The organism is Nitrospirillum guanabarense (assembly GCF_034653355.1).
Classification (GTDB): Bacteria; Pseudomonadota; Alphaproteobacteria; order Azospirillales; family Azospirillaceae; genus Nitrospirillum.
The window spans coordinates 1,689,344-1,708,234 of record NZ_JAYEER010000004.1 but is presented as its reverse complement, the minus strand read 5'-3'; the positions used below and the strand labels follow the sequence as shown (position 1 = coordinate 1,708,234).

Sequence of the window (18,891 nt, the reverse complement as noted above, 5' to 3'; positions counted from 1 at the left end):
CTCAGTCGTTTCTTGGTCCCTGTGGTTCCCCTCATCCCCTGTTTCCCATCCCGTACCCTTCCAGGCCCGGCCGGTTTCGACCCGCCGGGCCTCTTTCCATGTCCGGCCGGCGGGGGCGGGCATTCCACAGGGGTTTCGCTGGGATAACGCCGAAGGGCCATGCGCCTTGGGAATTCCGGCTGATCTTGTCCGGCTGGCAACAAGCTGCTAGGGTCCCCGCCGCTCGCAAACACCCAGGTTAAAGTTGAAGCACCATGAAGGTTAACGCCAACACCATGCGCCCCGGCCACGTTATGGAGAATAACGGCAAGCTGTGGGTGGTCGTGAAGACGCAGATCGTGCAGCCCGGCAAGGGCGGCGCTTTCATCCAGATCGAGATGAAGGACGTGCGCACGGGCACCAAGACGATCGAGCGCTTCCGCACCCAGGAAAGCGTGGAGCGTGCTCGCCTGGACGAACATGAGATGACCTTCCTGTTCGCCGAAGAGGGCGACAGCTACACCTTCATGGACAAGGAAACCTTCGAGCAGGTCTCCATCCCCGGCGATGTCGTCGGCGACGGTAAGGTCTTCCTGACCGACGGCATGGAAGTGACGGTGCAGACCTTCGAGGGCGCGCCCCTGTCGGTCGAGCTGCCGCAGACCGTGACCCTGATGATCACCGAGGCCGACCCGGTGGTGAAGGGCCAGACGGCCTCTTCCTCGTACAAGCCGGCGCTGCTGGAGAACGGCGTGCGCATCCTGGTTCCGCCGCATATCGAGGCCGGCACCCGCGTGGTGGTCAGCACCGCCGAGGGCGAATACATGGAACGCGCGAAGGACTAAGCCTCCTTCCCGCTGCCGCCTTCGGGTGGCTGGTTCGTTGCCAGAGCGAATTCCGCCTTCCGGTGGAATTCGCTCTCGGCTTTTATGGTAGGGCGGTCCCCCGGGGACCCGCCTTGTGATGAGATCAAAAGGGACACCCCATGGCCGCCCGTTCCGCTATCCTCAACGTCATGACCAAAGCCGCCGAGAAGGCGGGCCGCGCCCTGGTGCGCGACTTCGGCGAGGTGGAGCAGCTGCAGGTTTCCCGCAAGGGCCCGGCGGACTTCGTGTCCGCCGCCGACCGCAAGTCGGAAAACATCATCCGCGAGGAACTGGCCAAGGCCCGTCCCAGCTTCGGCTTCCTGCTGGAGGAGACGGGCGCCGTCGCCGGCAGCGACCCGTCACACCGCTGGATCGTCGACCCGCTGGACGGCACCACCAACTTCCTGCACGGCCTGCCGCACTGGGCCATCACCATCGCGTTGGAGAAGGAGGGCGAGATCGTCGCCGGCGTGGTGTACGAGCCGGTGCATGACGAGATGTTCTGGGCGGAAAAGGGCGCCGGCGCCTTCCTCAACCACACCCGCCTGCGCGTTTCCGCCCGCCGCAACCTGCCCGATGCCCTGATCGCCACCGGCATTCCCTTCAAGGGCCATGGCGACCATGCCGCCTACCTGCCGCAGCTGCAGGCCGTGATGGGCGAGGTGGCCGGCGTCCGTCGCCTGGGTGCCGCCGCCCTGGACCTGGCCTATGTCGCCGCCGGCCGCTTCGACGGCTTCTTCGAGACCAGCCTGAAGCCCTGGGACGTGGCCGCCGGCCTGCTGATGGTGACCGAGGCCGGCGGCTTCGCCACCGAAATCGGCGGCGGCAAGCTGCCGCAGAGCGGCGCCAGCGTGCTGGCCGCCAATTCGCACCTGCACCTGCCGCTGGGCACCCTGCTGCGCAACGCCGGCAAGAAGAAGGCCGCCAGCTGAGCATCGTCGGTTTTGTCCGGTTTTCGCGATCGGCCCGGGCGTCAGCGTCCGGGCCGATTGTCGTTTCAGGCGGACGGGTCAGGTGACCGGTAACGTCACCCGCGCCTCCAACCCGCCCTCGGGCCGGTTGGTCAGGGTGATGTCGCCGCCGTGGCCGCGCACGATGGCCAGGGCCGCCGTCAGGCCCAGTCCCACGCCGCCCGTCACCCGGTTGCGGGAGCGGTCCAGGCGGAAGAAGGGGCTGAACACCTGCTCCAGCGCGTCCTCGGGGATGCCGGGGCCGTCGTCCCGCACGATGATGGCCATCGATCCGGGCGGGTCTTCCAGCGTCACCGACGGCGGGGTGGCGTGCCTCACCGCGTTCTCGACCAGGTTGGTGATGGCCCGTTTCAGCGCGAAGGGGCGGCCGCGATAGACGGCGTGGCTGGGGCCCGCGTAGGCGACCGCCACACCCTGGTCGGCATATTCGTCGGCGATGATGGTCAGCAGCCCGCCCAGGTCGAAGGCGGTCACCGCCTCCTCATTCGCGTCGTCGCGGAAAAAGGCCAGGGCGCCGTCCACCATGGCCTGCATCTCATCCACGTCACGGAACAGCCGCGCCTGCTGCTCCACATCCTCCACGAACTCGCCACGCAGCCGCATGCGGGTCAACGGCGTGCGCAAATCGTGCGAGATGGCGGCCAGCATGGCGGTGCGATAACCGACGAACTTCTGGATCTGCCCCTGCATGGCGTTGAAGGCGCGGATGACACCGCGCAACTCCCGTGGGCCCGTTTCCTCAATCGGCGGGGCCTGCGGGTTGGTGCCGAACTGCCGGGCGGCCTCGGCGATACGCTCGATGGGCCGTGACAGTTGCCGGGCCGCGACCAGCGACACCAGGGCCGCCGACAGCAGCAGGAAGGTCAGGACGATGCCGACACGCAGGGCGCGGACGATGGTGTCGCGGCCACGGTGGGTGTGCGCGTAGATGAGCCAGCTGTCGTCCTTTAGCCGTATCGCCAGGAACCTGGGATGGGGGTCGGACAAGAAGTCGTGATGCAGGTGCGCCGCCGCCGGGCTGTCCGCCGTCGCCGCGAACATGAGGGACCGGGGGTTCAGGTCCGCCAGCCACGCCAACGGCTCCTGAAGATCATTCAGGCCGGCCCTCTGGCGCAGCATTGCAGCCAGGGGATCGTCCACCGCGTGCCATTCGACACGGTAAATTCGTGTGGTCGTGGCGGCGGCCAGGGCGGGCCGCAGCGCCGGTGGGGCGACATCTATGGCGTGGGTGATGCTGATGGCCGCCTGCGCCAGCCCGGCGTCATTGGCGGGCGGCTGCAGCCAGGCGCCGGCGAAACTGACGACCATGCCACTCAGCACCGCCGCGCTGGTCACCGCCGCCATGATGGTCAGCGCGAAGCGCCGGGCGATGGTGTCCTGCGGCCGGTAGGGCAGGAATCGGGCCGCCCATCTCATTGGTGCTTCACCACGGGGGTGAAGACATAACCGCCGTTGCGCACCGTCCGGATCAGAGCCGGGTTCTTGGGGTCGTCCTCCAGCTTGTGGCGCAGGCGGCTGACCTGGACGTCGATGCTGCGGTCATAGGCGGCGTGCGACAGGCCGCGCGCCAGGTCCAGCAGCTGGTCGCGCGTCAGCACGCGCTGAGGGTGTTCGACAAAGGCCAGCAGCAGGTCGAATTCCCCGCCCGACAGCAGGACCAGCGTGCCGTCGGCGGAACGCAGCTCCCGCCGCGCCACATCCAGCCGCCATCCGGCGAAGCTGAGGTAGGGTCGGGCGTCCGCCGGCATCCGGCCACTGGCCTCGCCTGTCCGCCGCAGCACCGCCTTGACCCGCGCCAATAGCTCCCGGGCATCGAACGGTTTGGTCAGATAATCGTCGGCGCCGATCTCCAACCCCACCACCCGGTCGGTATGGTCCGCCATGGCGGTCAGCATGATGACGGGCACGCGCGAGGTGGCGCGCAAGCTACGGCAGAGGCTGAAGCCGTCCTCCCCGGGCAGCATGATGTCCAGGATCACCAGATCCACCATGCCGCCCGCCAATGCCTGGGCCATGGCCGCCCCGTTTTCCGCCACCAGAACGGTGTAGCCATGCTTGCGGAAGAACAGCGTCAGCAGGGACAGGATGTCCTCATCGTCGTCGACGATCAGCAGGGTGGGGGATGGGGGCGGCGTCAGGATCATGGCCGCATGCTAGCACGCGCCTCCCCCGCGCCCTGTGTCCGTCGTCCCGGCTGATTGTTTCAGGCCGGACACAATGTGCCGCCGCCGCAGCAAACACGACATCAACCACCAAGATTGGGAAGGCACGATCCGCGCGTCCCGGCGGTCGGCGCAGTTGGGGGCCGCCGCTGGACGCCGTTTTCCCTGTGAGAGGCCAAGCGCCCATGTTTCCTCGCCAAATCCCTTTTGCCGCCTCCGCCCTCCTGACGTCCGCTTTCACCTTGCTTGCCGCCCCCGCCCTGGCGGACGACCAGCCCTCCACCCAGTCGCGGCAACAGCCGCCGGTGTGGGACATCACCGTCGGCGGCGGCGTGGCCGTGCGCCCGACATACGAAGGCAGCGACCGCTACCAGGCGGTGCCCATGCCGCTGGTCAGCGTCCGCTATAACGACATGCTCACCATGGGGCCGGAGGGGCTCAGCGCCTACTGGCATCACGGCGATTTCCGCATTGGCGCCGGCCTGACCTTCGACCCCGGCCGCAACGACAGCAAGGGCAACGGCCTCTTCAACTACGGGGACGACCGGTTGAAGGGCATGGGCGACGTGGACAAGTCCCTGGGCTTCAAGGTCTTCGGCGCCTATCAGTTGGGACGGCTCAGCCTTGACCTGTCCGCCGTGAAGTATACCGGGGACCAGAATGACGGCGTGGTGTTGACCGGTGGCGTCGGCCTGCCGCTCAAGCTGGCCGAGCGCCTGACCCTGACGCCCCATGTCGGCGTGAGCTGGGCCAGCGACAGCTATATGCAAGCCTATTTCGGCGTCACCCCGGCCCAGGCCGCCGCCAGCGGCTTCGCCGCCTACAGCGCCGGGTCGGGCTTCAAGGACGTCAGCGCCGGCGCCCTGGCCCGGTATCGCGTCACCGACCATTGGTTCGTGACCGGTGACGTCACGGTGAAGCGCCTGCTGGGCGATGCGACCGATAGCCCGGTGACCTATGCCGCCACCAGCGCCCGCGCGTTCGCAGCGGTGGGTTACCGCTTCTGACAGCCAAACGCCCCCGGGCCGCTGGCACCGGGGGCGTTCTCAAACCGAACGTTCCTTCTTTTTCAATAGCCGCGACTGCGCTGGCGCCTGGGGGGCAAGCGATCAAGCCAGCGCCAGTTCCACCGCCTGGATGATGGCTTCGTTGGACGGGCGGAAGACCGAGGACCAATAGCGCACCAGGCGGCCGTCCTTGCCCAGCAGGTACTTGTGGAAGTTCCAGCGCGGGGCGGCGTCCTCGCCCGCCACGTCGACCAGCCAGCTGAAGAAGGGGTGCGCTTCGGCGCCGATCACCACTTCCTTGTCGGCCATGGTGAACTCCACGCCGTAATTGCGCTGGCAGAAGGCGCCGATCTCCGAGGCCGATCCCGGTTCCTGCTTGCCGAAATCGTTGGATGGCACGCCCAGCACCACCAGGCCGCGCGGGCCGTACTTGGCGTGCAGCGCCTGCAGATCCTCATACTGGTTGGTGAAGCGGCAGTTGCTGGCGGTGTTGACGACCAGCACCGGCTGTCCGGCATAGGCGGCCAGCGGGACGGCGCCCTTGCCACCCAGGCGCTGGAAGGAGAAGGCGTGGGCGGAAGCGGCGGCGGCGGTTTGCGACTGGGGCAACATGGGGTGGGCTCCTGGCCGGGGGTCTGATTTGGGCCTGGCCTTCAGGATAGGCGTCAGCGTTAATCGATAAATTAGAACTATTCTAAATCTTGGGCATCCGTCAAGCCTCACCGAGGGGCGCGAATGGCGGGTATGAGCAGGGTTGCGAAACAGCGCGCGCGGGACCAGGCGGTGATAAAAAGGTTGCGCCGAACATGGATCGGCCACATTTCCAAGGTCTAGTCAGCCTGCTGAAAGTCGTCACTCGCATGCGTCGTTTCAAGATGTATTCCACACCCGCCATGGTTGCTCTGGCCGCTGCATTATTGGCGACGCCGGTTCACGCCCAGACGCAGACGGACACCCCTCCGGCGGCCCGCCAGGCGGATCCGCAGCAGGACGCGCCGCCGGCGGCGGCCAAGCCGAAACCGCCCAAGCAAAAGGCGCCCAAGCCGCCGCCGGCGCCCGCCATCCCGGGGCAAGCCACGGACAGCCAGTCCGGCAAGGCCATCACTCCGCCGGGCTCCGGCGATTTGGGGGTGCCGACCGTCGGCCGGGCCCCGGCGGCCCCCACGCCCAAGGTGGTGCCGGTGCCGGACATGCCCAAGGCCTTGACCAAGCCGGAGGCGACGCCCGTGCCCGGCCACGCCGCGGAACCGGATGGGGCCGCCCCCGCGCCCACCACCGCCATCCGGCCGCGCGGCACGACCAAGGTGGACAAGGGCACGCCGGCCACCCAAGCCGATCACCAGACCGTGCCCTTCGCCGCCGGCTCCTCCGCCTTGGACAAGAAGCAGGAAGCGGCGCTGGTGGCCATCGCCGGCCGCCTGGGGCAGGACCCCAACCGCCGGCTGGAGATACGGGGTTTCGCGCCCCTGCCGGCCCTGGACCGGGAGGCCGCGGCCAGGCGCCTGTCCTTGTTCCGGGCCATGGCCGTGCGGGATCGTCTGATGGCCCTGGGCGTGGCCAAGGAGCGCCTGGTGATCTACGCCATGGGCTCCGTCAACGGCGACCAGGACGACAAGGACGCCGTGCGCGGCGCCGGGAAGGGGTCGGACCTGCCCGCCGAAGCGTTCGACCGGGTGGAGCTGAACTTCATCCACTGAGCCTGCTCCAAGCGGTCCGGGACGGTGGCAGCCGGTCCCGGGACAAGCCGCGATAGCGATAAAGGAAAAAACGTGTCGCGCCCCACCCCCTATCTTTTCCGCATGTGTGTGTTCCTGGCGGCCATCGCCGCGGTGATGGGGGTGCTCTACCCGCAGGTGGAGCGGTTCTTCATGGCCAATCCCGCCCTGAACGGCCTGATCCTGGGGGCGCTGGCCATCGGCATCATCTACATCTTCCGCCAGGCGCTGCTGCTGCGGCCGGAGGTGGAATGGTTGGAGACCTTCCGCGGCGGCGGCGCCTCCTCCACCCAGCCGCGTCTGCTCGCCCCCATGGCCCACATGCTGGGGGATCGCGGCCGGGGCGGCACGGCGGGGATGGGCGGCAGCCGGCTGACCCTGTCGGCCATCGCCACCCGGTCCCTGCTGGACGGCGTCAGCGCCCGCCTGGACGAAAGCCGGGAGATCAGCCGCTATCTCATCGGCCTCATGATCTTCTTAGGGTTGCTGGGCACCTTCTGGGGCCTGCTGCAGACCGTCTCCACCATCGGCGGCGTGATCTCCGGCCTGAAGATGGGCAATGGTGACGCGGTCGCCATCTTCTCGGAACTGCAGCAGGGCCTGGCCGCCCCCCTGGCCGGCATGGGCACGGCCTTCAGCGCCAGCCTGTTCGGCCTGGCCGGCTCCCTGGTGCTGGGCTTCCTGGAATTGCAGGCCGGGCAGGCGCAGAACCGCTTCTATATGGATCTGGAGGATTGGCTGGCCGGATCCACCCGCATCGGCGGCGGCGGCCTGGTGGAGGTGGGCGACCAGCCGGTGCCGGCCTACATCCAGGCCCTGCTGGAGACCACCGCCGAGAATATCGAGAAGCTGCAGTACACCATGGCGCAGGGGGAGGACAACCGGCGCAACGCCAACAACCACCTGGTGGCGCTGACGGAACGGCTGGCCACCCTGTCGGACCAGATGAAGGCGGAACAGCAGCTGATGGTGCGCCTGGCGGAAGGCCAGATGGAGATGCGGCCCGTGCTGCAGCGCCTGGCGGACCAGTTGGGACAAGCGGGGTCTTTGGGCGGCGGTCTGGACGATGCCAGCCGCGCCCACTTGCGCAACCTGGACCTCTACCTCGCCCGCCTGGTGGAGGAGGTGGCCACCGGCCGTGTCCAGTCCACCCAGGAAATCCGTACCGAGATCAAGATCCTGACCCGCACCATCGCGGCGCTGGGCGAAGGGGCGGAGCGCTAAGCCATGGCGGGCATCGGCCGGCGGGCCTCGCGCCGCCATCTCGACATCTGGCCCGGTTGGGTGGACGCCCTGTCCTCCCTGGTCATGGTCATCGTCTTCCTGCTGATGGTGTTCGTGCTGTCACAGTTCGCGCTCACCTCCCTCCTGCACGGCAAGGATGAGGCGCTGGCCCAGCTGACCAGCCGCATCGCGCTGCTGGCCGACCAATTGGCCATGGAACAGGCGGACAAGGCCAAGCTGGCCGCCGAGATGGCGACCCTGACGGAGCAGCTGCAGGCGTCGCTGACCAAGAACACCCAGTTGCAGGCGGACCTCGACGCGGCCGGCAAGGCCAAGGACGACCTGGCCACCCAGGTGCAGGCCCTGACCGATGCCGCCGGCGCCAAGCAGGCGGAACTGGACAACGAGAAGAACGTCAGCGCCCAGGCCAAGGCGCAGGTCGACCTGCTGAACCAGCAGCTGGCGGCGCTCCGCCAGCAACTGGCGCAGCTGAACGCCGCGCTGGCGGCGTCTGAGCAGAAGGACAAGGAGCAACAGGTCCAGATCGTTGACCTGGGCAAACGGCTGAACGCCGCCCTGGCCGGCAAGGTGGCGGAACTGGCCCGCTACCGCTCCGAATTCTTCGGCAAGCTGCGCGAGGTGCTGGGCGACCGGCCGGACATCCGCATCGTCGGCGACCGCTTCGTCTTCCAGTCCGAGGTGCTGTTCGACAGCGGCAGTGCTGAGCTGGGCGACCGGGGCCGCAAGCAGCTGGCCAGCCTGGCCAAGACGCTGCTGGACATCTCCAAGAAATTTCCCAAGGATCTGAACTGGATCCTGCGCGTGGACGGCCATACCGATGCCGTGCCCATCCACACCCCCGCCTTCGCCAGCAACTGGGAACTGTCGTCAGCCCGCGCCACGGCGGTGGTGAAGTTCCTGATCCAGCAGGGTGTCGCGCCGGAGCGCCTGGCCTCCACCGGCTTCGGCGAGTTCCAGCCGCTGGAACCGGGCGACACCCCCGACGTCCGTGCCCGCAACCGCCGCATCGAGCTGAAGCTGGACCAGCGCTAGCGCTAATCTTCAAACAGCGCCTGTTCCTCTTTGAACAGGTTGATGAGGAAATCGGTCACCGTGCGGATGGCCGGTTCCCTGTCGTCCTGACGGCGCGTGACCAGCCATAGGGTGCGCGCCGGCGGCGGCGGGCCCAAAGGGCAGAGCACCAGGCCGGGTGCCATGCGGCCGTTGACATGCGGCAGCAGCGCGATACCGGCGCCGGCACGGGCGGCGGCGGCCTGCGCGAACTGGTTGCCGACGCGCACGGCGACGCGGGCGCGCGGAAAGTGCCGCGCCAGCCAGAGCGCCTCCGGCAGATGGCGGTTGGTCTCGTCGAAGCCGACGAAGGTGGGGGGCGCTCCCTCAGCCAGCCGCCGGCACCAATCTTCCGTGGCATAAAAGCCGAAGGCCACGGCCACCATGGGCCGGGCGATGACGTCGCCATCCTGCGGGCGCGCCAGGCGCAGGGCGATGTCGGTCTCCCGCCGCTCCAGGCTCACAGCACGAATATTGGCGGCCACCTCGACATCCAGGCTGGTATATCGCGCCGGCAGGCTGGCGAGACGGTCCACCAGGAAGCCTTGGGCCAAGCCCGGCGTGGTGTTGATGCGCACCAGCCCCCGGGGGCCCGCCTCGGCATCGCCCCGGCCCAGGGTGGCCGCGGCCGTTTCCATATCGGTGGCGGCGATCAGGGCCCGCTGGCCAGCCTGGCTCAGCGCATAGCCATCCGGCCGCCGTTCCACCAACCGCTCGCCCAGCGCCTGTTCCAGGGCCGCGACGCGGCGCGCCACCGTGGCGTGATTGACGGACAGGGCGCGCGCCGCCGCCGACAGGCTGCCGTGGCGGGCAAGGGCGATGAAGACGCGGACGTCTTCCCAATCGGGCGCTGTGCGAATTTGATCAGCCATTGTGAGAAACTAGCGAATTTTCTCGCAGGCCGCGACCGCCTACCTCTGCCTCGTGCCGCGCGATTACAGAGGAGACCCCGCGATGACCCCTTCCGGCTTGATGCTGACCTTGATCGGGGGCCCCACCACCCTGATCGAGGTCGGCGGCTTCCGCTTGCTGACCGACCCCACGTTCGATCCGCCGGGCCTGTATCGCGAAACGCCGGTGCGCTTCGAGAAGACGTCGGGTCCGGCCCTGTCGCCGGCCGAGATCGGTCCACTGGATGCCGTGCTGCTCAGCCACGATCAGCATTTCGACAATCTGGACAACAGCGGTCGCGCCCTGCTGCCCACCGTGCCCATCACTTACACCACCCCGGCCGGCGCCCATCGGTTGGATGGCAACGCGGTGGGATTGGCGCCGTTCGAGACCCGCGAACTGTGGGGTGACGATGGCCGGCGCCTGTTCATCACCGCCACGCCGGCGCGGCACGGTCCCGTGGGAATCGAGCCCATTTCCGGCGATGTGGCCGGCTTTCTACTGGGGGTGGAACGGCCGGGTGACGCCCTCTACGTCACGGGCGACACCGTTTGGTATGAGGGCACGGCTGAGGTCGCGCATCGGTTCACGCCCAAGGTGGTGATGCTGTTCACCGGTGCCGCCGAGCCGCGTGGCCGTTTCCACATGACCATGGACAGCAACGACGCGTTGGAGGCGGCGCGGGCCTTCCCCGAGTCCGCCCTGGTCGCCGTCCATAACGAGGGCTGGGTGCATTTCAAGGAAAGCGCCGCCCAGCTGGCCGCCACCTTTTCCACCTTGGGCGTCGCCGGCCGCCTGACGCCCCTGGAACGGGGTATCGCCACCCGGTTCACGCTGTAAGCAGGATTCCTTCCATGACGACGAAGACGTACAGGGCGGTGCAGGTATCCCGGCCCCGGCCAAGTCCGTATCCGGGTGGAGGCCTGCGGCATCTGCCACACCGACGCGATGACGGTGGAGGGCGGGACGCCCGCCCGGCCTATGACCGCATGATGCGCAATGAGGCGAAGTTCCGCATCGTGCTGACAATGTGACGGCGGGCAGCCGGCTCAGTTCCACACGCCCGCCAACTCCACCTCTTCCCCGCCCAGGCCGCGCTTAAAGGTGTTGATGCCCTCCACGTCGGGCGTCAGGCCGCCCAGGTCGAAGGCGACGCGGCCTTGGGCCTTCAGTTCCAGGCAGGCCCGCCACAGCAGCAGGTGGTGGGCACGGGTGCGGCGGCCTTCCGGGCCGCTCCATCCCACTTGGTAGGTCCCGGCCACGCCGTGGCCGAAGATCAGCACGCCCGCCACCGGCTCGCCGTCCAACAGGGCGCGCAGGACCAGCACGTCGCCGTCCTTGTGCATGGCGGTGCGTAGGCGGGTCAGCAGCTTACTGCCGGCGGCGCGGTATTTGCGCTCCTTACGGCTCGCCTCATGCTTTTCCAATAGCCAGGGCAGGGTGGCGCCGTCGCGGTCCACCTCCACCACCAGGCCCGACTTCTCGCCCTGGCGCAGCTTGTTGCGCCATTTGGGGTCCAGCCCGGCGCGCAAGCTCGCTTCGTCCGGCGTCAGGTTCAGCCAGATGGTGCGATAGCCCGGGCCCGGCTGATGGCGCCAGCCGGCCCAGGTCAGCGCTGTGGCGGCCAGGGGGCCGGCCGGCAGCTCGGCGATGACGCTGGGCCAATGCAGCAGGGCGGTGGGGTAGGCCTGGCGCAGCAGCCGGTAGGCCACGCCCACGATGCCCCAGTCCTGTGCCTCCGGCACCAGCAGGGGACCCCGGTGGATCTTGGCGACGCGGACGGCTCGGGCCAGCCGCTTCTCCAACACCAGCACCAAGCCGATGGGCTGGCCGTCCCGCTCGAAGATGCCCAGGCGCGGCTTCCAGCCCTCCACCGTCATCATGGCGGTGGCGTAGCCGAAGCATTGGGTCAGGCTGCTGCGCGGCACCCGTTTCAGCAGGGCGTTCCATTCGCTGATGCGGGCCCCCTCCCAGCGCAAGGTGATGTTGGGGGCCTGGCTTTCAGCGGGGGGAGGGGGCAGGCTTCACCAAGGGGGACTCGACAGCGGCGGGTTGGAACGGTATGCCGCCCAGCATATCGCTTGTCGTGGAAGGACCACCAGCCATGAAGACCCCCACCCGGCCCTGGTGGCATCCCGACCGCATGGCCCGGCGGGCCGCCAATCTCAAGGCGCGCGGCGCCATGACCCGCGCCCTGCGCCGCTGGTTCGAGGATGAGGGCTTTGAGGAGGTGGAGACGCCCGCCCTGCAGGTGTCCCCGGGGTTGGAGCCGCACCTGATGGCCTTCGCCACCGAATTGGTGGGCGGTCACCCGGACGACCGGCTGACCCTGCGCCTGCACACCAGTCCGGAATTCACCATGAAGAAGCTGCTGGTGGCGGGCCTGCCGCGCATCTTCCAGCTGGCGCATGTCTACAGGAACGGCGAGCGCTCCCCCACACACAGCCCGGAATTCACCATGCTGGAGTGGTACCGGGTGGGGGCCGGCTACCGCGACCTGATGGACGACTGCATCGGCCTGACCCGGGCGCTGTGCGCCGCCGCCGGCGTCGACACCCTGCGCCGGGGCGACCTCACCTGCGACCCGGCCGCGGCGTGGGAGGTGCTGACGGTGCAGGAGGCGTTCCAGCGCCATGTCGGCATTGATCTGCTGGCGACGGCGCCAGACCCCGCCCGGCCCGACGTGACCCTGCTGGCCCAGGCGGCCGAGGCCGTGGGCATCCACGCCCATGACGGCGACAGTTGGGAGGATTTGTTCTTCCGCATCAGCCTGGACCGCATCGAGCCACACCTGGGCATGGGCCGGCCGACCTTCCTGACCGACTATCCCGTCTCCATGGCCGCGCTGTCGCGTCCCAAGCCGGAAGATGGCCGCGTGGCCGAGCGGTTCGAGCTGTACGCCTGTGGCGTGGAACTGGCCAACGCCTTCGGGGAGCTGACGGACGCCGCCCTTCAAAAGGCTCGTTTCGAGGCCGATATGGATTTGAAGCAGGCACTGTATGGCGAGCGCTATCCCATCGACGCCGATTTCCTGGCGGCCCTGGAGTTCGGCCTGCCCGACTGCGCCGGCATCGCGCTGGGCTTCGACCGCCTGGTCATGCTGGCCACCAACGCCGCCGGCATCGACGACGTGCTGTGGGCGCCGGTGGTGCTGCCGTGAGGTGATTCGACTCGGGGGCGGGGCTGGCGTATAGTGGAGTTGCTCCATGGGCAACGATAGTGGCGGGAGTGGGGTATGGCACGTAATGCGACACTGGTGGTCGAGCTTCCTTCCGATGTTACGGCGCGCTTGAGCCAACTCGCGACTGTGACCCGGCGGGGGCAGTCGGCTTTAGCTGCGGACGCGATCGCCGACTACGTCACGCGAGAGGAAGCTGATGTCACTGCGCAATTGTCAGAAGCGGAATGGCAGGTGGAAAAGGAACGGCGTAACGCCTTCCTGCGCGAAATATTGAAAGAAGCCCGGCGCCGTTCAAGCGGAGAAGCATTCGATGCCGCCAGGAGTCAGGATTTTCTCTACGATGAGGATGGCCTGCCCGGATGATATCCATCGTGGTGGATAGTTCAGCGTTGATCGAAATCATCCGGGATGGTCCTCGGGCGGATGAATGCGAAGCTTGCCTGGAGCGTGCCGATCAAATGTTCATCAGCGCGGGAACTCTGGCGGAGGCGTTGATCGTTGCGCGGCGTAAAGGGCTTGGAGATCTGTTGGAACTCCTGGCTGGCCGTCAGGCAATGACCGTGGTTCCGATCACCGCGAATGAGGCGCGCCGTGTCGCCGATGCCTATGATCGCTGGGGGAAGGGCGTCCACCCGGCGGGGCTGAACATGGGCGATTGTTACGCCTATGCCCTGGCGTGGGAACGCAACCTGCCGCTGCTTTTCGTTGGCGATGACTTTTCCAAGACCGATGTGATCCCGGCGCTGTAGGCGCCGGGTATGCGTCACGTCACGCTTCCGCGATGGCCTTGTTGAAGGCCCGCACCGCAGCACCCGGCCCCTCCGGGTGACGCCAGACGGAGGAGACCACGGCCAGGAAGTCGGCGCCGGCGCGCACCAGGTCGCCGCAATTCTCCGGCGTGATGCCGCCGATGGCGACGCAGGGGATTTCCATCATCTCCTGCCACCAGGTCAGCAGGTCGGGCGTGGCCCGATGCTCCGTCTCCTTGGTGCCGGTGGGGAAGAAGGCGCCGAAGGCGACGTAATCCGCCCCGTCCTCGCCCGCCACCATGGCCAGGTGCCGGCTGTCGTGGCAGGTGACGCCGACGATGGCGTCGGCGCCCATGATCTTGCGCGCCTCGCGGTAGGGCGTGTCGGCCTGGCCGACGTGTACGCCGTCGCAGCCCGTCTCGCGGGCCAGGCGGGGGTGGTCGTTCAGGATGAAGGCCACCTCGCGGCTTTGCGCGATTGGGCGCAGCACGTCGATGGCGCGACGCACGGTGTCGTCGTCCACATCCTTCAGGCGCAGCTGGACGCAGGCGACGTCGCCCGCGTCCAGGGCCGCGGCCAGGTCTACGGCGAACGCCGCCGGCTCCAGGGCCGGCGGCGTCACCAGGTACAGACGGCAATCAGCCTTCAAAAACTTATTCCTTGCCCTGGTAGATGCGAACGATCCGGTCCAGCAGGGCCAGCGCGTCCTCACGGCTGCGCTGGAAGCTGTTGCGGCCGATGATGGAGCCATTGCCGCCGCCGTCGCGAATGGCGCGGGCGTCGTCGAACACCGCGTCCTCACCCTTGGCCGCACCGCCGGAGAAGACCACCAGGCGCTTGCCGTTGAAGGCGGAGCGCATGACGTCGGCCACGCGCTCGGCCTGGGTCGACCGGGCGATGCCCTTGGCCTCGTAGACCTTCTTGGACTCCTTGTTGCCCAGGTGGTCGGTGGCCAGCTTCACCTTGATGATGTGGGCGCCCAGCAGCGCCGCCATGTGGGCGGCGTAGGTGCTGATGTCGATCGCCAACTCCGCGTCCTTGTCAAGGTCGCCGCCACGCGGGTAGGACCACAGCACGGTGGCCAGGCCGCAGGCCTTGGCCTCGGCCGACAGTTCGCGGAACTCCTCGAACTGGTCGAACATGGCGTCGGAGCCGGGGTAGATGGTGAAGCCGATGGCGGAGCAGCCCAGGCGCAGGGCGTCGGCCACGGTGGCGGTCACCGCCTGGTCCGGTGCGTCGCCGCCGCGCGACAGGCTGTTGGAGCTGTTCATCTTCAGGATGGTGGGGATGGCGCCCGCGAAGGTGGCGGCGCCCTGCTCCAGCATGCCCAGGGGGGCGGCGTAGGCGTTCAGGCCGGCGTCGATGGCCAGCTGGAAATGATAGTGCGGGTCGTAGGCCGGCGGGTTGGGCGCGAAGCTGCGGGCGGGGCCATGCTCAAAGCCCTGGTCGACGGGCAGGATGACCATCTTGCCGGTGCCGCCCAGGCGGCCTTCCATCAGGATACGGGCCAGGTTGGCCTTGGTGCCGGGATTGTCGCTCTCGTACCAGGAAAGGATTTCCTTAACGCGGCGGGTCAGCTTCATGGTTACGGTATCCCCGAGTTTGTTTTGAAATGTTTGTGTTTATTGTACGCGTGATGCCGGGTTGATATCCCAGCATCGGGTGCTTGGCAATCTGCCCCAAGGTCGGGGCGAGATCATGGCAGATTTCCGCCAAAAGCGACGGGCGACTAGTGATTTTGCTGGGGCCGCGCGCCGCGTTATTGCCGGTTGCCATCGACATAAGCCGCCACCCGGTCGCGGCCAGCCCGTTTGGCGGCGTACAGGCCGTGGTCCGCCCGGTCCAGCAGTTCCTTCAACGGCAGGGTGGGGACGCCTGCCGCCACGCCGATGCTGACCGTCACGGCGATGACGCCGGCTCCCTCGATGTCATAGGGCGTGTCGCCCACGGCCCGGCGCAGCCGCTCGGCCACCGCCAGCGCCGCATCCTCGTCCGCGTCGGGCATGAACAGGGCCAATTCCTCACCGCCCAGGCGGGCGAAGACGTCGGTCTTGCGCAGCAGGGCGCGGATGCGGGCCACCACGGCCAACAGCACCTCATCGCCCGCGCTGTGGCCCAGGGTGTCGTTGACCTGCTTGAAGTGGTCGATGTCCATCATCAGCAGGGCGGCGGGCGTCCCGGTCGGCCGGGCCAGGACCAGCGCCGCCTCCGCCAGTTCCATGAAGTGGCGGCGGTTGTGGATTTCCGTCAGCGGGTCGCGGTTGGCCAGATCCTTCAGGCGCTCGTTCGCGGCCAGCAGATCCCGGGTCTGGCGGGCCACCTGCGCCTCCAGCACGGCGCGGCGGCGGCGCAAATAGGTGGTACGGGCCTGCACCAGGGCCACGACGCCGCCCAGCGCCAGCGCGACGGCGGCCAGCTTGGCCCACAGCGTCTGCCACCAGGCCGGCAGCACCTCGATGGACAGCGTCACGGGCGCGGACCAGTCGCCCGCCCGGTTGCCCGCCTTGATCAGCAGGCTGTAACGACCCGGCGGCAGGTTGGTATAGGCCGCCACGCGCTGGGTGGTGTCGGCATCCGTCCAACTCTCGTCGAAGCCGCTCAGCGTGTAGGCATAGCGGATGTCCTCCGGTGCGGAGTAGTCCAGGGCGGCGAAGGAGATCTCCACGCTACGGTCGCCGGGGGCGAGGCGGAGGGGTACAGGCGCCGCCATGGTTCCGACGGGCACCGGCCGGCCGGCGACGCGCACGGCGGTGATCACTACGGGGGGCCGCTCGGTTTTTGGCTTGTAGCGATCCGGATGCACCACCGTCGCGCCGCCGCCGCCGCCGAAGATCAGGCTGCCGTCGGGCAGGGCGGCGCCGGAATGAATCCAATAAGCGGGGATGGCGACGCCGTCGGCCCGGCCCAGCGCCCGCGCGGCCCAGGTTTCGGGGTCGATGACGGCCAGGCCGTCGGCCGTGCTGGCCCACACCCGGCCGCTGCCGTCCATCAGCAGGGTGCCGATATTGTCGTTGGGCAGGCCGTCGGCCATGGTCAGGCGCCGGAAGACGCCCCGGGGGTGATCGGGCCCCGCTGGCTGTTCCAGCACGCCGATGCCACCCCCCAGCGTCCCCAGCCACAATCGGCCATGGCGATCCATCAGCAGCGTGGTGATCAGATCCGCCGGCAGGGAGTGGGGGGCGGCCGGGTCGTGCAGATAATGGCCGAAGGCGCCGGTGGTCCCCTCCATGCGGTCCAGGCCGTGTCGGGTGCCCACCCACAGGCCGCCGGCGCCGTCCGGCAGCATGACGTTGACGCTGTCATCGACCAGCGAAGCCGGGTCGTCGGCGGCGTGCCGGAACACCGTGGCCTTTCCCGTCGTGGGCGCGTAACGCACCAGGGGGCCGGCGCCGAACCACAGGGCGTCGCCCTCCGCCAGGCCGTAGATCATGGGGCTGACGACCTGGCCGGGGAAGGGGTGCTGCTCCAGGGCGCCGGTGCTGGGATCGTGGCGGAATAGGGCCCGCCCCGCGCCAGCCCCCAGCCAGACGCCGCCGTCCAGGGCGCCGGTGATGCTGACCACGCCGCCCGGGGGCAGGGAGGCGACGTTCGGCAGCGGCGTGACCGTGCCGGCGGCTGGGTCCAGCAGGGCGGCCCCATGGTCCTTGAACCCCATCCAGGCCCGGCCATCCGGCGTGGTGGTGATGCCCAGGACGTTGGCGTCCGGCAGGCCGCCGGCGCTGGGGTCCGGCAACAGGGTGTCGACGGCGTCGATGCGCAGGTCGGTGCGGCTGACGCCGAGGTTGGTGGCGGCCCATAGCATGCCCGTGCGATCGCGCATCAGGGCGTGGACGCTGTCGTCGGCGATGCTGGTGGGCGCCAACGGATTGTGGCGCAGGGTGCGTAACGCGCCGGTGGCGGCGTCGATGATCGTGATGCCGCCGGCCACCCGCCCCACCCAGACCTCGCCCGGCCGGCCCTCGGTCAGGCAGAACACCAGCGGGCCACCCAGCGCCTGGGGGCTGGCCTCCGGCACCAGTCGGGCGGGGCCCCATGCACCAGCGGCGGGTGGGTCGATGGAGACGTCCGAGGGGCCGGGCAGGACGCGGCCCAGGCCGGAGCGCACGGTGGCGAACCACACCCGTCCGGCACTGTCCTGGGTCAGGGCGACGACCTCGTCCGTCACTCCTTGGCCATGGGCGTCCGTCAGGGGAACGGGCGTGAAGGCGCTGGCCCCGGTCGCCCGGCGCATCAGGCCGGTGACGGTGCTGATCCACAGGGTGCCGTCACGGGTGCGCAGCAGGGCGCGGATGCGGTCACTGGGGGCGGAGGTGGGGTCCCCGTCGCGATGCGCCTCCCGCGTCACCGCGCCAGCGGCGTCCACATGCTCCAGCCCCGCGTTGGTGCCGACCCAGATGCCGTCGTCACCGTCGCCGACCATGCTCAGCACGCCGCCGCGCGCCGGCTGGCCCGCCGGCTCGGGAAGATCCTGGAACTGGCCGGTGGCGGGGTCGTAGCGCGCGACATTGCCGGTGGCGGTGGATACCCACAGCCGGCCGGCGGTGGCGGGAACCAGGGCGGTGATGACATTGCCGGGAAGGCTGCCTGGCACGCCGTCCTGGTGCAGGAAGGTGCGGAAGCGGTAGCCGTCATAGCGGGACAGGCCGCCCTGGGTGCCCACCCAGACGAAGCCGTCGCTGTCCTGCGCCAGGGCCATGGCGATGGGATGCGGCAGGCCGGACTCGCGGCCGACGTTGCTGAAAAGGGTGGCGTGCAGCCGCTCCCACCCTGTGGCCGCCGCCCTGGCGGCGCCACCGCCGACCATCAGCGGCGCGACCAAGAATATAGTCAGGATTTGTCGTAATTGCCGCACAACGGTTCCCGGAAACCCCAAATCATCCGCCAGATTGCTAGATGTACACGCGATCAAGCTTTCTGGACAGGTCGATTGATGATGGATCGCCAGGCTTATGACTAAGCATGTCCTGGGGAACATGGGCTGGTATCAGCGCCATATTTAATAGATCGACACTTAACAGAAAGTGAATTTGCTCAATATTGGTGAATTACAATAATGGTTGCCTAATCCTGAAGGG

The 18,891-nt window shown here is 68.4% G+C and carries 18 protein-coding genes and 1 pseudogene; 11 read left to right on the top strand and 8 right to left on the bottom strand.

All coding sequences use genetic code 11. From position 1 onward, the window contains the following. The first annotated feature begins 254 nt into the window (after window positions 1–254). Together efp and UAA55_RS25900 are read left to right on the top strand one after the other, a co-directional pair. Entirely contained in the window at window positions 255–824 is a 570-nt protein-coding gene (gene efp / locus UAA55_RS25905) for an elongation factor P (protein WP_322916131.1), read from the top strand. A gap of 140 nt (window positions 825–964) precedes the next feature. After that, window positions 965–1,777: an inositol monophosphatase family protein gene (locus UAA55_RS25900; RefSeq protein WP_322956387.1), complete on the top strand. Its 813-nt coding sequence runs from the start codon at window positions 965–967 to the stop codon at window positions 1,775–1,777. 78 nt (window positions 1,778–1,855) lie between these two features. Here the strand turns inward: UAA55_RS25900 and UAA55_RS25895 are convergent, their stop codons facing one another. Then, window positions 1,856–3,232: an ATP-binding protein gene (locus tag UAA55_RS25895; protein WP_322956386.1), complete on the bottom strand. Its 1,377-nt coding sequence runs from the start codon at window positions 3,230–3,232 to the stop codon at window positions 1,856–1,858. Further along, window positions 3,229–3,960, bottom strand: coding sequence for a response regulator (locus UAA55_RS25890; protein ID WP_322956385.1), 732 nt, complete (start codon window positions 3,958–3,960; stop codon window positions 3,229–3,231). Before UAA55_RS25890 ends, UAA55_RS25895 begins: the two co-directional genes overlap by 4 nt. 203 nt (window positions 3,961–4,163) lie before the next feature. Here UAA55_RS25890 and UAA55_RS25885 point away from each other — a divergent pair, with 203 nt between their 5' ends. Then, window positions 4,164–4,985: a MipA/OmpV family protein gene (locus tag UAA55_RS25885; protein WP_322956384.1), complete on the top strand. Its 822-nt coding sequence runs from the start codon at window positions 4,164–4,166 to the stop codon at window positions 4,983–4,985. Between the two features lie 102 nt (window positions 4,986–5,087). Here UAA55_RS25885 and UAA55_RS25880 read toward each other — a convergent pair whose 3' ends face one another. Next, window positions 5,088–5,597 carry a glutathione peroxidase gene (locus UAA55_RS25880; protein ID WP_322956383.1) on the bottom strand — a complete coding sequence of 170 codons (510 nt, stop codon included), beginning with the start codon at window positions 5,595–5,597 and terminating at the stop codon, window positions 5,088–5,090. A gap of 248 nt (window positions 5,598–5,845) precedes the next feature. On the opposite strand from UAA55_RS25880, the gene UAA55_RS25875 reads away from it, so the two are divergent. From UAA55_RS25875 to UAA55_RS25865, 3 genes are all read left to right on the top strand, one after another. Continuing rightward, a complete protein-coding gene (locus tag UAA55_RS25875) occupies window positions 5,846–6,682 on the top strand; it encodes an OmpA family protein (RefSeq protein WP_322956382.1) in 837 nt (278 codons plus the stop codon). Between the two features lie 72 nt (window positions 6,683–6,754). Then, window positions 6,755–7,924, top strand: a complete 1,170-nt coding sequence (locus UAA55_RS25870) for a flagellar motor protein MotA (protein WP_322956380.1) — start codon at window positions 6,755–6,757, stop codon at window positions 7,922–7,924. Between the two features lie 3 nt (window positions 7,925–7,927). Further along, on the top strand, window positions 7,928–8,977 hold the full coding sequence (locus UAA55_RS25865; RefSeq protein WP_322956379.1) for a peptidoglycan -binding protein: 1,050 nt from the start codon (window positions 7,928–7,930) through the stop codon (window positions 8,975–8,977). Window positions 8,978–8,979: 2 nt separating this feature from the next. Here the strand turns inward: UAA55_RS25865 and UAA55_RS25860 are convergent, their stop codons facing one another. Further along, window positions 8,980–9,867, bottom strand: a complete 888-nt coding sequence (locus UAA55_RS25860; protein ID WP_322956377.1) for a LysR family transcriptional regulator — start codon at window positions 9,865–9,867, stop codon at window positions 8,980–8,982. 82 nt (window positions 9,868–9,949) lie between these two features. On the opposite strand from UAA55_RS25860, the gene UAA55_RS25855 reads away from it, so the two are divergent. Beyond that, entirely contained in the window at window positions 9,950–10,726 is a 777-nt protein-coding gene (locus tag UAA55_RS25855) for an MBL fold metallo-hydrolase (RefSeq protein ID WP_322956376.1), read from the top strand. Between the two features lie 63 nt (window positions 10,727–10,789). Then, window positions 10,790–10,879, top strand: a pseudogene (locus UAA55_RS31410) (hypothetical protein); the annotation flags it as partial. A 56-nt stretch (window positions 10,880–10,935) separates the two neighbouring features. Here the strand turns inward: UAA55_RS31410 and UAA55_RS25850 are convergent. Continuing rightward, window positions 10,936–11,865, bottom strand: coding sequence for a lipid II:glycine glycyltransferase FemX (locus tag UAA55_RS25850; RefSeq protein WP_322956374.1), 930 nt, complete (start codon window positions 11,863–11,865; stop codon window positions 10,936–10,938). Window positions 11,866–11,990: 125 nt separating this feature from the next. On the opposite strand from UAA55_RS25850, the gene epmA reads away from it, so the two are divergent. The 3 genes from epmA (at window position 11,991) to UAA55_RS25835 (ending at window position 13,816) form a co-directional block, all read left to right on the top strand. After that, window positions 11,991–13,046: an EF-P lysine aminoacylase EpmA gene (gene epmA, locus UAA55_RS25845; protein ID WP_322956373.1), complete on the top strand. Its 1,056-nt coding sequence runs from the start codon at window positions 11,991–11,993 to the stop codon at window positions 13,044–13,046. Between the two features lie 75 nt (window positions 13,047–13,121). Further along, window positions 13,122–13,430 carry a hypothetical protein gene (locus UAA55_RS25840; protein WP_322956372.1) on the top strand — a complete coding sequence of 103 codons (309 nt, stop codon included), beginning with the start codon at window positions 13,122–13,124 and terminating at the stop codon, window positions 13,428–13,430. Then, a complete protein-coding gene (locus UAA55_RS25835) occupies window positions 13,427–13,816 on the top strand; it encodes a type II toxin-antitoxin system VapC family toxin (protein WP_322956371.1) in 390 nt (129 codons plus the stop codon). Before UAA55_RS25840 ends, UAA55_RS25835 begins: the two co-directional genes overlap by 4 nt. Window positions 13,817–13,835: 19 nt before the next feature. Here UAA55_RS25835 and thiE read toward each other — a convergent pair whose 3' ends face one another. The 3 genes from thiE to UAA55_RS25820 form a co-directional block, all read right to left on the bottom strand. Next, a complete protein-coding gene (gene thiE / locus UAA55_RS25830) occupies window positions 13,836–14,465 on the bottom strand; it encodes a thiamine phosphate synthase (RefSeq protein ID WP_322956370.1) in 630 nt (209 codons plus the stop codon). Window positions 14,466–14,469: 4 nt separating this feature from the next. Then, the gene (locus UAA55_RS25825) at window positions 14,470–15,399 is read right to left on the bottom strand and encodes a class I fructose-bisphosphate aldolase (protein ID WP_004271867.1); all 930 of its coding nucleotides are present in this window, start codon (window positions 15,397–15,399) and stop codon (window positions 14,470–14,472) included. A 176-nt stretch (window positions 15,400–15,575) separates the two neighbouring features. Then, complete coding sequence (locus UAA55_RS25820; RefSeq protein WP_322956369.1) at window positions 15,576–18,635, bottom strand: ligand-binding sensor domain-containing diguanylate cyclase; 3,060 nt, start codon at window positions 18,633–18,635, stop codon at window positions 15,576–15,578. Between the last annotated feature and the right edge of the window lie 256 nt (window positions 18,636–18,891).

What these genes read in the sequence shown, in the direction of transcription:
- efp (WP_322916131.1), top strand. Translation starts at nt 255, where the DNA reads ATGAAGGTTAACGCCAACACCATGCGCCCCGGCCACGTTATGGAGAAT.
- UAA55_RS25900 (WP_322956387.1), top strand. Translation starts at nt 965, where the DNA reads ATGGCCGCCCGTTCCGCTATCCTCAACGTCATGACCAAAGCCGCCGAG.
- UAA55_RS25895 (WP_322956386.1), bottom strand. Translation starts at nt 3,232, where the DNA reads ATGAGATGGGCGGCCCGATTCCTGCCCTACCGGCCGCAGGACACCATC.
- UAA55_RS25890 (WP_322956385.1), bottom strand. Translation starts at nt 3,960, where the DNA reads ATGATCCTGACGCCGCCCCCATCCCCCACCCTGCTGATCGTCGACGAC.
- UAA55_RS25885 (WP_322956384.1), top strand. Translation starts at nt 4,164, where the DNA reads ATGTTTCCTCGCCAAATCCCTTTTGCCGCCTCCGCCCTCCTGACGTCC.
- UAA55_RS25880 (WP_322956383.1), bottom strand. Translation starts at nt 5,597, where the DNA reads ATGTTGCCCCAGTCGCAAACCGCCGCCGCCGCTTCCGCCCACGCCTTC.
- UAA55_RS25875 (WP_322956382.1), top strand. Translation starts at nt 5,846, where the DNA reads ATGCGTCGTTTCAAGATGTATTCCACACCCGCCATGGTTGCTCTGGCC.
- UAA55_RS25865 (WP_322956379.1), top strand. Translation starts at nt 7,928, where the DNA reads ATGGCGGGCATCGGCCGGCGGGCCTCGCGCCGCCATCTCGACATCTGG.
- UAA55_RS25860 (WP_322956377.1), bottom strand. Translation starts at nt 9,867, where the DNA reads ATGGCTGATCAAATTCGCACAGCGCCCGATTGGGAAGACGTCCGCGTC.
- UAA55_RS25855 (WP_322956376.1), top strand. Translation starts at nt 9,950, where the DNA reads ATGACCCCTTCCGGCTTGATGCTGACCTTGATCGGGGGCCCCACCACC.
- epmA (WP_322956373.1), top strand. Translation starts at nt 11,991, where the DNA reads ATGAAGACCCCCACCCGGCCCTGGTGGCATCCCGACCGCATGGCCCGG.
- UAA55_RS25840 (WP_322956372.1), top strand. Translation starts at nt 13,122, where the DNA reads ATGGCACGTAATGCGACACTGGTGGTCGAGCTTCCTTCCGATGTTACG.
- UAA55_RS25835 (WP_322956371.1), top strand. Translation starts at nt 13,427, where the DNA reads ATGATATCCATCGTGGTGGATAGTTCAGCGTTGATCGAAATCATCCGG.
- UAA55_RS25825 (WP_004271867.1), bottom strand. Translation starts at nt 15,399, where the DNA reads ATGAAGCTGACCCGCCGCGTTAAGGAAATCCTTTCCTGGTACGAGAGC.